Source organism: Streptomyces sp. NPDC002144, assembly GCF_053593695.1.
The window spans coordinates 19,694-32,569 of the sequence record NZ_JBSFDB010000015.1 but is presented as its reverse complement, the minus strand read 5'-3'; the positions used below and the strand labels follow the sequence as shown (position 1 = coordinate 32,569).

Genomic DNA, 12,876 nt, shown 5'->3' with positions numbered 1-12,876 from the left:
GTGCCACCCTGTTGCGCGCAACAACACGCAAGGGGAGGGGAGTACGGGTGGCCGCGCCACTGCAGCTGACTCGGATGCACCGCGTTCTCATCGGCGTGGTCGTGACCGGCGCCGTGATCATCGCCGGCATCGGCTTCGCCGGTTCGTACGCGGCCGTCCGCGAGTTGGCCATCAAGAAGGGCTTCGGGAACTTCGCGTACGTGTTCCCGATCGGCATCGACGCCGGTATCTGTGTCCTGCTCGCCCTGGACCTCCTCCTGACCTGGATCCGCATCCCCTTCCCGCTGCTGCGGCAGACGGCGTGGCTGCTGACGGCGGCCACGATCGCCTTCAACGGCGCGGCGGCCTGGCCGGACCCGCTGGGCGTGGGCATGCACGGCGTGATCCCGATCCTGTTCATCGTCGCGGTGGAGGCGGCCCGGCACGCGATCGGCCGCATAGCGGACATCACGGCCGACAAGCACATGGAGGGCGTGCGGCTCACCCGCTGGCTGCTGTCCCCGGTCCCGACCTTCCTGCTGTGGCGGCGGATGAAGCTGTGGGAGCTGCGCTCCTACGAGCAGGTCATCAAGCTGGAACAGGAACGTCTCGTCTACCGGGCCCGGCTGCACTCGAGGTTCGGCCGCGCCTGGCGCCGCAAGGCTCCGGTGGAGTCCCTGATGCCGCTGCGGCTGGCCCGCTACGGCGTCCCCCTGGCGGAGACGGCCCCGGCGGGCCTGGCAGCGGCTGGCATAGAGCCGGTCCTCCTGCCCCCGGCGCCCCCGCAGGAGGTCACCGCGCCACCGGTGAACCGCGCGGTGGAGGCGGCGCCCGCACCACGGCCGACGGAGCAGTACGGCTACGTGCCCGAGGCACCCGAGCCGGAGGTGAGTCCCTGGCTGCACGCCCGGCACCCCCAGCAGATCGAGTACCACGGCGACTACGACCCGACGTACGACCCGGAGCAGTACGCCCAGTGGTACCAGGAACAGCAACTGGCCGAGCAGTACCAGCAGGAGCAGCAGTACCAGGACGAGCAGCAGTACCAGGGGGAACCCTCCCCGGAGGAGACCGGGAGCTTTCCCATACCGGTGAGCCCCGGCCGTACCCGGGAGCTGGGTGAGGGAGGCGGGCCGCCGGAGCCGACCGAGGAGGACTACTACCTGGTCTTCAAGAAGTCGATAGACGGCAGCTACCCCACCTCGGGCCAGTTCAGGGACGACGTGGAGGCGACCTACGGCACCACGCTCCCGCAGCGCGAGGCCGAGCGCATGGTCAACCGCTTCACCAACCGGCACACCGCGGAACTGCAGGAAGACCACATCGCCTGACCGGCTCAGGCACAGGACGAACAGGCACAGGAAAAGGGGCCCTCGGCAGAGGGCCCCTTTCTCGTGTTCTCGTGCCGCCTACTCGCCGAGCAGGCGCCGTACCCGGTCCTGTCCCACCGCCAGCAGCAGCGTGGGCAGGCGCGGTCCCGTGTCGCGCCCGACCAGCAGGTGGTACAGCAGCGCGAAGAACGTCCGCTGGGCCGTCTTGATCTCGGCCGGCAGCTCCTTGGGCGTGGCGTCGGCCGCGAACCCGGCCTGCACCTTGGGGACGCCGTAGACGAGGTGCGTCAGGCCGTCCAGCGACCAGTGCGACTCCAGTCCGTCGAGCAGCAGCCGCAGCGACTGCTGGGAGGCCTCGTCGAGGGACTTCAGCAGCTCGGCGTCCGGCTCGTCCCGCACGATGGTGCGCTGGTCGGCGGGGACCTGGGTGTTGATCCAGGCCTCGGCCCGGTCGTACCGCGGCCGCGCCTCGTCCAGCGACGCGAGCGGGTTCTCCGGGTCGAGCTCGGAGAGGATCCTGAGCGCCTGGTCCTCGTGCCCGGCGGTGATGTCGGCGACCGAGGCGAGCGTGCGGTACGGCAGCGGTCGCGGCGTCGACGGCAGCTCACCGGCGGCCGTGCCCACCGCGCGGGCGTGCGCGGCGACGTCCCCCGGCAGGGCGGAGCCGTCGGCGACCTTGGCGTCGAGCTTGTCCCACTCGTCGTAGAGCCGCTGGATCTCCTGGTCGAAGGCGATCTTGAAGGACTGGTTGGGCCGGCGGCGGGCGTAGAGCCAGCGCAGGATCTGCGGCTCCATGATCTTCAGGGCGTCGGCGGGCGTCGGCACACCGCCCCGCGAGGAGGACATCTTCGCCATGCCGCTGATGCCGACGAAGGCGTACATGGGTCCGATGGGCTGCTTGCCGCCGAAGATCCCGACGATCTGCCCGCCGACCTGGAAGGAGGACCCCGGGGACGAGTGGTCCACGCCGGACGGCTCGAAGACGACGCCCTCGTAGGCCCAGCGCATCGGCCAGTCGACCTTCCAGACCAGCTTGCCGCGGTTGAACTCCTCCAGCCGGACGGTCTCGGAGAAGCCGCAGGAGGTGCAGGAGTAGGTCAGCTCGGTGGTGTCGTCGTCGTAGGAGGTGACGGTGGTGAGGTCCTTCTCGCAGTTGCCGCAGTAGGGCTTGTACGGGAAGTAGCCGACGGAGCCGGAGGCGGAGCCGTCGTCCTCGCCGGCCGCGCCGGAGCCCTCGGCGGCCTCCAGCTCGGCCTCGTCGACCGGCTTCTGGGACTGCTTGGCCGGGGCCTTCTTGGTGCGGTACTGGTCGAGGATCGCGTCGATCTCGGCCCGGTGCGCCACCGCGTGCAGGATCTGGTCCCGGTAGACGCCGGAGGTGTACTGGGCGGTCTGGCTGATCCCGTCGAACTCCACGCCGAGCTGGGCCAGCGACTCGATCATCGCGGCCTTGAAGTGCTCGGCCCAGTTCGGGAACGGGGAACCCTTCGGCGCGGGGACGGACGTCAGCGGCTTGCCGATGTGCTCGGCCCAGGCCTCCTTGTCGACCCCGGGGATCCCTTCCGGCACCTTGCGGTAGCGGTCGTAGTCGTCCCAGGAGATGAGGTGGCGCACCTGGTGTCCGCGCCGCCGGATCTCGTCGGCGACGAGGTGCGGGGTCATGACCTCGCGCAGGTTGCCGAGGTGGATCGGTCCGGACGGCGACAGCCCGGAGGCGACGACCACGGGTTTGCCGGGGGCCCGACGCTCCGACTCCTCGATGACCTCATCCGCGAAACGGGAGACCCAGTCGGTGGTCTCGGTGCTCTGAGCCACGATCGGCACGTCCTTCTTTCTCCGGGGCAGCCAGTACGGTCAATCAGCTGCGCCCCTAGTTTAGGCGGCGCAGCCGCCTGCAAGGGGCGCGGGGAACTGCGCGACCAGCCCCCACCGGCCCGCGGCCGCGAAAATCCCTTTGCCCCCCATGGGATACTGGCTCCGTCTGTCAATCCACGAGGAGAACGGCTCCCACCCCATGGCCTCGGTCACGTCGCTCACCGATCTCGTCAACCAGCAGCTCACGAACGCCCTCTCGGCCACCCTGCCGGAGGCCGTCGCGGAGCCGCTGCTGCGACGCAGTGACCGGGCGGACTTCCAGGCGAACGGCATCCTCGCCCTCGCCAAGAAGGCCAAGGCCAACCCGCGGGAGCTGGCGACCGAGGTCGTCGGACGGATCGTCACCGGCGACGAACTGATCAAGGACGTCGAGGTCTCCGGGCCCGGCTTCCTGAACCTCACCATCGCGGACCGGGCGATCACCGAGAACCTCGCCGCCCGGTACGCGGACGGCGACCGCCTCGGGGTGCCCCTCAAGGAGAACGCGGGCATCACGGTCATCGACTACGCCCAGCCGAACGTGGCGAAGGAGATGCACGTCGGTCACCTCCGCTCCGCGGTCATCGGCGACGCCCTGCGGGGCATGCTCGACTTCACCGGCGAGAAGACGATCGGCCGGCACCACATCGGCGACTGGGGCACCCAGTTCGGCATGCTCATCCAGTACCTGTTCGAGAACCCCGGCGAGCTGGCCCCCGCGGCCGACGTCGACGGCGAGCAGGCCATGTCGAACCTCAACCGTGTCTACAAGGCCTCGCGCGCGGTCTTCGACTCCGACGAGGAGTTCAAGGAGCGGGCGCGCAAGCGGGTCGTCGCCCTGCAGTCCGGCGACAAGGAGACCCTCGAGCTGTGGCAGCAGTTCGTGGACGAGTCGAAGGTCTACTTCTACTCGGTCTTCGAGAAGCTCGACATGCGGATCCGGGACGAGGAGATCGTCGGCGAGTCCGCGTACAACGAGGGCATGCCCGAGACCGCCCGGCTCCTGGAGGAGATGGGTGTCGCGGTGCGCTCCGAGGGCGCGCTCGTCGTGTTCTTCGACGACATCCGGGGCAAGGACGACCAGCCGGTGCCGCTGATCGTGCAGAAGGCGGACGGCGGCTTCGGTTACGCCGCCTCCGACCTGACGGCGATCCGCAACCGGGTCAACGACCTGCACGCCACCTCGCTCCTCTACGTCGTGGACGTACGGCAGTCGCTGCACTTCAAGATGGTCTTCGAGGCGGCGAGGCGTGCGGGCTGGCTGACCGACTCCGTGACCGCGCACAACATGGGCTACGGCACGGTGCTCGGCGCGGACGGCAAGCCGTTCAAGACGCGTGAGGGCGAGACCGTACGGCTGGAGGACCTGCTGGACGAGGCGGTCCAGCGGGCGGCGGAGGTCGTCCGGGAGAAGGCCCAGGACCTCACCGAGGACGAGATCCAGGAGCGTGCCGCGCAGGTCGGCATCGGCGCGGTGAAGTACGCCGACCTGTCGACGTCCCCCAACCGGGACTACAAGTTCGACCTGGACCAGATGGTGTCGCTGAACGGCGACACGAGCGTCTACCTCCAGTACGCGTACGCCCGTATCCAGTCGATCCTGCGCAAGGCGGGCGACACGAAGCCGGCCGCCCACCCGGAGCTCGAACTCGCCCCGGCGGAGCGGGCGTTGGGCCTGCACCTGGACGCGTTCGGCGACACGGTCTTCGAGGCGGCCGCGGAGTACGCCCCGCACAAGCTGGCGGCGTACCTGTACCAGCTGGCTTCGCTGTACACGTCGTTCTACGACAAGTGCCCGGTCCTCAAGGCCGACACCCCGGCGCAGGTCGAGAACCGTCTGTTCCTGTGCGACATGACGGCCCGCACCCTCCACCAGGGCATGGCGCTGCTCGGCATCAGGACGCCCGAGCGTCTCTGATTTCGAACTCGCACCACACGGCCTTGCCCAACTCGCGGTCCCGGACGCCCCACTGGTCGCTCAGGGCCGCGACCAGCAGCAGTCCGCGCCCGCCTTCGGCCCCGGTGTCCCCGCTCTCCACGACGCGGGGCTCGCCGGGGCCGCTGTCGTGCACCTCGACGCCCAGCACCCGGCCGTCGTAGCGCAGGAGCAGCCGTGAGTGGCGGCCGGGCGGTACGCCGTGCAGCAGGGCGTTGGTGACCAGTTCGCTCACGCAGAGCAGTACGTCGTCGGCGCGGTCCGTCCCGGCGAGGCCCCAGCCGGTGAGTGTCTCCGCCGTGAACCTCCGCGCGGCCTGCACGGATCGGCGCTCCCGGCGGAAGAACCGCTCGCGCAGGGTGGGGAGTTGGATCGTGTCATTCACAGGACGAGAGTTGCGCAGAGTGACTACTGTTGATCACTCCGTAAACCCGTACAGATTTTTTGTACGGGCTCGCACCCGGTGACGTACGCGTCCCGAGGGGGAGGGAGTCCTGCATGAGCGCCAGGAGGCCACCGCGGCCGAAGAACCTCACGTCCATGAAGATGCTGGGCAAGCAACTGGGCGCCGCGCGTCGCGCCGCGGGCCTCACCCAGAGCTCCCTCGCCGCAGCGGTCCGGGTGGACGAGGAGACCATCGCCTCGATCGAGCAGGGCAGGCGGGCGCTGAAGCCGGACCTGGCCGCCGTGCTCGACGAGACCCTCCAGACCAAGGGCACGTTGTCGGCCGGCGTGGCCAACCTCCCGGACATCGACCAGTTTCCGATGTGGGCGGAGCTGTACATGGAGCATGAGCGGGAGGCGATCGCGTTGTCCCTTCATGCCAACCAGGTGCTGCCCGGCCTTCTCCAGACGCGGGCCTACGCGGAGGCGGTACTGCGGGAGCGTGTTCCGGCCTACGACGAGCAGGAGATCGAGACGAAGGCTGCGGCACGTATCGAACGACAGGAGATCCTGCACCGCAAGAACCCGCCAACGCTCAGCTTCGTCGTCTGGGAGCCGGTGCTGCACCTGGCGATCGGAGGAGCGGAGGTGCGCGGGGAGCAGCTCCGCCAACTGCGCAATTGCGCCGAACTCCCTTGCGTTTCGCTCCAGTTCCTGCCCATGAGCGGTCCATCGCACGCCGGGCTCGACGGCCCCTTCGTCCTGCTGGAGACCCCCGACCATCAGCAGTTGGCCTACATCGAGGGCCAACGCGGCAGCCAGTGGGTTTCCGACGCAGATGAGGTGTCCATCCTCGCGCGCAAGTATGCGATGCTGCGAGCACAGGCCCTGTCCCCGCTGGAGTCGAGGGGCCTGCTGGACCGTCTGCTAGGAGAGCAATGAGCACCGAGGCACTTCAGTGGTTCAAGTCGACCTACAGCGGCAGCGAGGGCGGCGAATGCATCGAAGTCGCCCTCGCCCCCCACACCGTCCACATCCGCGACTCCAAGAACCCCGCAGACACCGGCCCCACCCTTCAGGTCACCCCCGCCGCCTGGGCCGCCTTCACCGCGAGCGGGTGCTGCTGAGCACCACGAGCCGTTGGGTCGCCCGGGTCATCGCCACATAGTGGTCGACCGCGCCCTCGATGCCGTCCCCGAAGCTCTCCGGGTCGACCAGGACGACCAGGTCGAATTCGAGCCCCTTGGACAGTTCCGGGGTGAGTGAGCGGACCCGGGGGTTCGGTGGGCGATAGGCGGGGGCCCCGATGACGCAGGCGATGCCGTCGGCGTGCTCGGCGAGCCAGCGGTCCACGACCGCGTCCAGGTCGGTGGCCGGGCCGTGCGTGACCGGGACTCCGCCGCTGCGGATGGAGGTCGGCACGTTGGCGTCGGGGAGCGCGGCCCGGATGACCGGCTCGGCCTCCGCCATGATCTCCTGCGGGGTGCGGTAGTTGACGGTCAGGGAGGCCAGTTCGACGCGGTCGAGTCCGACCCGTTCGAGGCGCTCCCGCCACGACTCGGTGAAGCCGTGCCGGGCCTGGGCGCGGTCGCCGACGATGGTGAAGCTGCGGGACGGACAGCGTGAGAGCAGCATCTGCCACTCCGCGTCGGTGAGTTCCTGCGCCTCGTCGACGACGATGTGCGCGAACGGGCCCGCGAGCAGGTCCGGTTCGGCGGCGGGCGGCGCGTCCAGGGGGACCAGGGAGTTCTGCAGGTCCTGCCCCTTCAGCATGGTCATCAGCATGCGCTGCCAGTCGTCGTCGGTCCGCAGCAGGTTCTCGGTGACCTGGGCCCGGTAGGCGCGTTCGGCGGCGACCTCGGCCTCGTGCCGGCGCCTGCGCCGGGATGCCTCGGGATCGCCGAGCCGTTGCCGGGCCGCGTCCAGGACCGGCAGGTCCGACACCGTCCAGGCCTGCGGCTCGGCGCGCTGGAGCCGTCGTACGTCGTCCCGGTCGAGCCAGGGAGCGCACAAGCGTAGATAGGCGGGCACCGACCACAGGTCCCCGACCAGGTCGGCCGCCTCGATCAACGGCCAGGCGCGGCCGAGTGCCGCGTTCAGCTCCTCGTTCCGGCGCAGCGCCCTGCGGAACAGGTCAGGGGGCACGTCGCCGTCGTACTTGTCCATCAGGATCTCGACCAGCCTCTCCCAGACCTGGTCGCGGCCCTCGTTGTGCGGGGTGCCGGGCTCCGGGGCGTCGAAGGCCTCGGACCAGTCGGCGGCGGTGAGAGGGATGCCGACCCGGTCGACGGTGACCGTCATGCCCTCGGTGGGCGGCTCCTCGTAGAACCGGACGGCCTTCTCGACCGCCTTCACCAGGTCCGCGGTGGCCTTCAGCCGGGCCACCTCCGGATCGCGCTCCACGCCCGCCGCCTCCCCCTCGGTGACGAGGTCCCGCAGGACGCAGGTCTGCACGCCCTCCTCGCCGAGGCTGGGCAGCACGTCGGACACGTACGCCAGATACGGCCGGTGCGGGCCGACGAACAGCACGCCGCCGCGCCGCTGACCGAGGCGGGGGTCGGAGTAGAGGAGGTGGGCGGTGCGGTGCAGGGCGACGACGGTCTTGCCGGTGCCGGGACCCCCGTCGACGACGAGCGCGCCCCGGGAGCCCGCGCGGATGATGGCGTCCTGGTCGGCCTGGATGGTGGCCAGCACGTCCCGCATGCGCTCGGAGCGGTTGGTGCCGAGGCTGGCGATGAAGGCGGACTGGTCGTCGAGCGCGACGTTGTGCTCCAGCTGGTCGGGGGTGAAAACCTCGTCCCAGTAGTCGCTGATCCGCCCGTCGGTCCAGCGGTAGCGGCGGCGGCTGACCAGGCCCATCGGGTTGGCGTGGGTGGCCGCGAAGAAGGGCTCGGCGGCCGGGGAGCGCCAGTCGGTCAGCAGGCGGCGGCCGTCGTTGTCGGTGAGCCCGAGACGGCCGATGTAGACGGGCTGCTCGGGGTTGTCGGCCTCGACCATGCGCCCGAGGCACAGGTCGAGACCGAAGCGGCGCAGGGTGCGCAGCCGTCCGTTCAGCCGGTGCACCTCGATGTCGCGGTCCATGGCGGCCTGGCCGATGCCGCCGGGCGCCTTGAGCTCGGCGTCGAGGCGTTCGGACACCTCGGCGATCGCCTGCTCCAGGCTCGCCGCGATGTCCGCGAACTGCTGCTCGTCGCGGGCGATCAGCGCGGGGTCGGTTTTGGCGGTGAGGTTGTCGGAAAGGTCGAACGCGGACAAAGACACAGACACTTCCTGAATCCCCCATTTACCCGGCTTCTCGGCTTCGGCCTGCGATTGTGCGCCACGAGGGGGGCCTTGCCGCAAGGCCCCCCATGAGCTATAGGTTGAAAGTGGCGGGGAGTGTGGTGTCAGTGCCTCCCTCTACAGTCACCGACATGGCGACACTTCCGAATCCCCTTCCGAGGCTCACGTCCCTCGGCTTGGAGCTGCCCGCGGGCCGACTGGTCGACGAGACGACCGAAGGCCCCTGGCACGAACCCCTGTTGTGGCTGGCGGAGGAACAGGCGACGGCACAGAGTTGGGCCGCTCTCCGCCTCACGGCACCGGCTGTCGGTCTGCTTCCGGTCCTCGTCGACGTGGGCGGTGACCAAGACGGGCCCTCGGAGTGGGAGTTGGCGCCTGCCGAGATGTCCTACCCCGGGGACCACGACGCCGAAGAGGTGCTGACCGAGTTCTGGGAGGAGTGCGCGGAGGAGGACGCCGACTGGCCGGGCCTCGCCGACGCCCCACCCGGGACCGCTCAGGACCCCGACGCCACCGCCTCGGACCTCGTGGATTCCCTGCTCGACGGAGGTCCGCTCAAGGACCCCCGGCTCGCCCTCGTGCCGGCTCGGCGCAGCGCCGACATCCCCGCGGCGATCGGCTGGATGGGCCCGGCGAACCACGAGGACGACACCGGCCGCCTCTGCTCCGTCCTGCGCTCCTGGGAGGACCGCTTCGGCATACGCGTCATCGCCCTCGGCTTCGACCACCTGCTGGCGTCCGTGGCCACCCCGCCGACCACGCTCGCCGAGGCGGAAGCCCTGGCCGCCGAGCACTTCGCCTTCTGCCCGGACAACATCTGGCAGGGCAGCGACACCACGCTGACGGCATACGCCGAGAACCAGCTCGTCAACCGGCAGGTGTGGCACTTCTGGTGGGACTGACCGGGCGTCACGGCAACAAGGCCATCCCCTCTGGCGCCACGACCCCGAACTCCCCTTCCAGCAGCCGCCTGACCTCGTCCTCGTCCGCCAACTCCCGCTCCTGTACCGACCCGTCGGACCGTGTCTGCGTCAACACCCGTCCGTGCAGCAGGAGATGGCGCTCGGCGTCGACGCTCTGCACATACAGCCGCTGGGTGAACGGCGAGCGCGGGTTCGTGGCGACGTGCCAGTTGATGACCTCGAAGTCGGCCCGCTCGAACGGCTCCAGCGTGAACGCGTACTGCGCCTGCCAGGGCCCGTCCGAGGCGACACCGCCCTTCTCGTCGCCGTAGGCCTGCAGCACCCACAGCTCCAGCGGCCCCGGGTGCGGCACGGTCACCAGCCGGTGCCGCCGCCCGGCGTCCCGGAACTCGGTGCCGGCGACCAGCGGCACCGGTTCCAGCAGCGCGCCGAGCGCCCCGAAGCCGACGTCGGCGAGATACGGCAGCGGCTCGCCCGGTACCTCGACCAGCAGGACCATATGGGTGCGCGGGCGGCTCTCGATGCGGTCGGCACCCACCACGACCCGTGCCGTCAGCCGCGTCACTCCGAACCCGAGGGCCTCCAGGACCCCCGCCAGCAGCGTGTTGTGCTCGTAGCAGTAGCCGCCGCGCCGCCCCCGCACCAGCTTGGCCATCAGGTCGGCGGGCGCCAGCGAGGGAGCCGTACGGCGCAGGGCGTCCAGGTTCTCGAAGGGGATGCCCCGCATGTGCGCCAGATGCACCCCCCGGAGGGTTTCGGCGTCGGCCCGCCGCGGCCCCTCCCAGCCGATCCGCCCGAGGTACACGTCAAGGTCGGACTCCACGAACTCCACTGTGTCGGACATGCCCTCACCGTAGACACCCCCAGCCACCGCGTCCGTCCTCCGGGAGTCGGACCCCGACCCTGCCTTTCGCCCTAGGCCTGGATCAGGTCCGGTCCTGGTTCCTCAGCGCCCTCCCCAGCCGCCGAAGCCCCTCCGCGATCTCCGTCGGCGTCTGGGTCACGAAGCACAGCCGCAGGGTCGAGCGGTCCGGGGCGCCGGCGTAGAAGGGTGCCCCGGGGACGTAGGCCACGTCGTGGCGCACCACCTCCGGCAGCAGGGCCGTGGTGTCGTACGACTCCGGGAGGCGGGCCCAGAGGAACATGCCGCCCTCGGGGCGTTCCCAGGCCGAGCCCTCCGGCAGGGCGTCCGGCAGTCCCGCCGGCATCGCGTCCCGCCGCTCGCGGTAGGCGTCCGCGACCCGGGCGACGTGCGCGTCGAGGTCCCGGTCCGCCAGGTAGCGGGCCGCGGCGAGCTGGTTGACGGTCGGGGTGTGCAGGTCGGCCGCCTGCTTGGCGACCGCGCAGGCCCGCCGCAGTTCGGCGGGGGCCCGCAGCCAGCCCAGCCGCAGGCCCGGCGCCATGACCTTGGAGAAGGAGCCGAGCAGGACCGCCCGGTCCCCGGCCCCCGCGCAGGCGGCGATCCACGGGACCCGCTCGCCCTCGAAGCGGAGCTCGCCGTACGGGTCGTCCTCGACGATCCACAGCCCGCACCGGGCCGCGACCCCGGCGACGGCGGCCCGGCGGGCGGCCGGCATGGTGCGGCCGGTCGGGTTCTCGAAGGTGGGCACGGTGTAGAGGAGCTTCGGCCGCTCCCGGACCACCAGGTCCTCCAGAGCCCCGGGGTCCACTCCGTCCGCGTCGCACGGGACGGGCACGATCCGGGCTCCCGCGAAGGCGAAGGCCTGGAGCGCGGCCAGATAGCAGGGGCTTTCGACGAGGACCGTGTCGCCGGGTTCCAGCAGGGCGGTCGCCAGCAGGGAGAGTGCCTGCTGGGAGCCGGTGGTGACGAGGACGTCGTCGGCCGCCGTCGCCAGTCCCCGCGCGGACGTACGGGCGGCCAGCGCCTCCCGCAGGGCCGGTTCGCCCTCCGTCGTCGAGTACTGCAGGGCCCGCGCGGGCGACTCGGCGAGGACCGCGCGGAAGGCCTCCGCGATGCCCTCCACGTCGAACAGCTCGGGCGCCGGCAGCCCGCCCGCGAAGTTGATCACCTCGGGGCGCGCGGTGACGGCGAGGATGTCCCGGACCGGCGAACCGCCGACGGACCGGGCGCGCGCGGCGAGCGGCGGGACGGGGGCGAGGGCGGGCACGACGGTCATGGGCACGGCTCCTGGCGGCTGCGGGACGACGGTTCGTGCCCGCAGCCTAGGGATGTGCGTGCCGCCTACAACGAGATTTCCGGGATGCGGACACAGCCGCCTCTCAGGCCTTGCGGCCGATCCCCGCGTACACGTTGATGTCGGCGTCCGTCACGTCGTTGATGTCGGCGTACCGGACCTTCTCGATCGCGTCGAGGGTCTCCAGGTAGGAGGCCTCGGGCTGCTCCGGGACCGGGGCCGCGTGGTCGGCCCGCCAGCGGTGGACGGGGACGACCCTGGGCTCGGCGATGTCGAGGGAGTTCTCCGTGAAGAACCGCTCGACCTCGGCCTTCGACCGCAGCACGAAGGTGAACCCCCGCTCGGTGTACGTGCGCTGGACCGCCCGGATGTTCTCGGGGTTGAGGTCCTCGGTGAGGTGGCTGAGCACCAGCCGGCTCCCGGCGGGCAGCGCCTCCACGAGCTCGCGCACGATCGGATAGGCATCCGCGTCCTTGACGAAGTGCAGGATCGCCACCAGGCAGAGCGCGATCGGCTGGTCGAAGTCAAGCGTCTTCGCGGCCTGTTCGAGGATGTGCGCCGGGTTGTTGAAGTCGGCGTCGACGTAGTCCGTACGGCCCTCGGGCCCGCTGGTGAGCAGGGCACGGGCGTGGGTGAGCACCACCGGGTCGTTGTCGACGTACACCACCCGGGAGTCGGGGATGATCCGCTGGGCGATCTGGTGGACGTTCTCCGCGGTGGGCAGGCCGGTGCCGATGTCGAGGAACTGACGGATGCCGTCGTCCTGGGCGAGCGTGTTCACCGCGCGGCGCAGGAAGTCGCGGTTGTGCCGTACGTCGAGGTAGCCGCGCGGGTTGGCGGCGAGTCCGGCGGCGGCCGCGGCGCGGTCGACCGGGTAGTTGTCCTTGCCGCCGAGGAAGACGTCGTAGACCCGGGCCGGGTGCGCCTTGGTGGTGTCGATCCTGCCGCGCAGCAGGGCGGGGTCTTGGCTCAGTGCGTCACCGGACACGGGTGTCTCCTGGGGAGTCGAGGCGGTCGTACGGGCGACCGCG

The 12,876-nt window shown here is 70.7% G+C and carries 11 protein-coding genes; 5 read left to right on the top strand and 6 right to left on the bottom strand.

All coding sequences use genetic code 11. From position 1 onward, the window contains the following. The first annotated feature begins 47 nt into the window (after positions 1-47). Entirely contained in the window at positions 48-1,310 is a 1,263-nt protein-coding gene (locus ACWCQ1_RS23025; protein WP_358592983.1) for a DUF2637 domain-containing protein, read from the top strand. A 78-nt stretch (positions 1,311-1,388) separates the two neighbouring features. Here the strand turns inward: ACWCQ1_RS23025 and lysS are convergent, their stop codons facing one another. Beyond that, positions 1,389-3,134, bottom strand: a complete 1,746-nt coding sequence (lysS, locus tag ACWCQ1_RS23020) for a lysine--tRNA ligase (protein ID WP_358592980.1) — start codon at positions 3,132-3,134, stop codon at positions 1,389-1,391. 190 nt (positions 3,135-3,324) lie between these two features. Between lysS and argS the strand changes: the two genes are divergently transcribed. Beyond that, positions 3,325-5,082, top strand: a complete 1,758-nt coding sequence (argS, locus tag ACWCQ1_RS23015) for an arginine--tRNA ligase (RefSeq protein WP_133043544.1) — start codon at positions 3,325-3,327, stop codon at positions 5,080-5,082. Here argS and ACWCQ1_RS23010 read toward each other — a convergent pair. Then, entirely contained in the window at positions 5,060-5,485 is a 426-nt protein-coding gene (locus ACWCQ1_RS23010) for an ATP-binding protein (RefSeq protein WP_451027252.1), read from the bottom strand. The genes argS and ACWCQ1_RS23010 overlap by 23 nt on opposite strands. A gap of 113 nt (positions 5,486-5,598) precedes the next feature. On the opposite strand from ACWCQ1_RS23010, the gene ACWCQ1_RS23005 reads away from it, so the two are divergent. Then, on the top strand, positions 5,599-6,426 hold the full coding sequence (locus ACWCQ1_RS23005) for a helix-turn-helix domain-containing protein (protein ID WP_451027251.1): 828 nt from the start codon (positions 5,599-5,601) through the stop codon (positions 6,424-6,426). Beyond that, on the top strand, positions 6,423-6,611 hold the full coding sequence (locus tag ACWCQ1_RS23000; RefSeq protein WP_358592973.1) for a DUF397 domain-containing protein: 189 nt from the start codon (positions 6,423-6,425) through the stop codon (positions 6,609-6,611). Before ACWCQ1_RS23005 ends, ACWCQ1_RS23000 begins: the two co-directional genes overlap by 4 nt. On the opposite strand, the gene helR is transcribed toward ACWCQ1_RS23000, so the two are convergent. Next, on the bottom strand, positions 6,589-8,751 hold the full coding sequence (gene helR / locus ACWCQ1_RS22995; RefSeq protein WP_451027250.1) for an RNA polymerase recycling motor ATPase HelR: 2,163 nt from the start codon (positions 8,749-8,751) through the stop codon (positions 6,589-6,591). The two genes, ACWCQ1_RS23000 and helR, sit on opposite strands and share 23 nt — an antisense overlap. A gap of 146 nt (positions 8,752-8,897) precedes the next feature. On the opposite strand from helR, the gene ACWCQ1_RS22990 reads away from it, so the two are divergent. Beyond that, positions 8,898-9,668, top strand: a complete 771-nt coding sequence (locus ACWCQ1_RS22990) for a DUF4253 domain-containing protein (protein ID WP_451027249.1) — start codon at positions 8,898-8,900, stop codon at positions 9,666-9,668. A gap of 7 nt (positions 9,669-9,675) precedes the next feature. Here the strand turns inward: ACWCQ1_RS22990 and ACWCQ1_RS22985 are convergent, their stop codons facing one another. The 3 genes from ACWCQ1_RS22985 to ACWCQ1_RS22975 form a co-directional block, all read right to left on the bottom strand. After that, complete coding sequence (locus ACWCQ1_RS22985) at positions 9,676-10,533, bottom strand: arylamine N-acetyltransferase family protein (RefSeq protein ID WP_451027248.1); 858 nt, start codon at positions 10,531-10,533, stop codon at positions 9,676-9,678. Positions 10,534-10,615: 82 nt separating this feature from the next. Then, entirely contained in the window at positions 10,616-11,827 is a 1,212-nt protein-coding gene (locus ACWCQ1_RS22980; RefSeq protein WP_451027247.1) for an aminotransferase-like domain-containing protein, read from the bottom strand. A gap of 103 nt (positions 11,828-11,930) precedes the next feature. Beyond that, a complete protein-coding gene (locus tag ACWCQ1_RS22975; RefSeq protein ID WP_451027246.1) occupies positions 11,931-12,833 on the bottom strand; it encodes an SAM-dependent methyltransferase in 903 nt (300 codons plus the stop codon). Between the last annotated feature and the right edge of the window lie 43 nt (positions 12,834-12,876).

Excerpts from the sequence above, each read along its gene's own strand:
- ACWCQ1_RS23000 (WP_358592973.1), top strand. The coding sequence starts at position 6,423 with ATGAGCACCGAGGCACTTCAGTGGTTCAAGTCGACCTACAGCGGCAGC.
- ACWCQ1_RS22985 (WP_451027248.1), bottom strand. The coding sequence starts at position 10,533 with ATGTCCGACACAGTGGAGTTCGTGGAGTCCGACCTTGACGTGTACCTC.
- argS (WP_133043544.1), top strand. The coding sequence starts at position 3,325 with ATGGCCTCGGTCACGTCGCTCACCGATCTCGTCAACCAGCAGCTCACG.
- ACWCQ1_RS22990 (WP_451027249.1), top strand. The coding sequence starts at position 8,898 with ATGGCGACACTTCCGAATCCCCTTCCGAGGCTCACGTCCCTCGGCTTG.
- ACWCQ1_RS23005 (WP_451027251.1), top strand. The coding sequence starts at position 5,599 with ATGAGCGCCAGGAGGCCACCGCGGCCGAAGAACCTCACGTCCATGAAG.
- ACWCQ1_RS22980 (WP_451027247.1), bottom strand. The coding sequence starts at position 11,827 with ATGACCGTCGTGCCCGCCCTCGCCCCCGTCCCGCCGCTCGCCGCGCGC.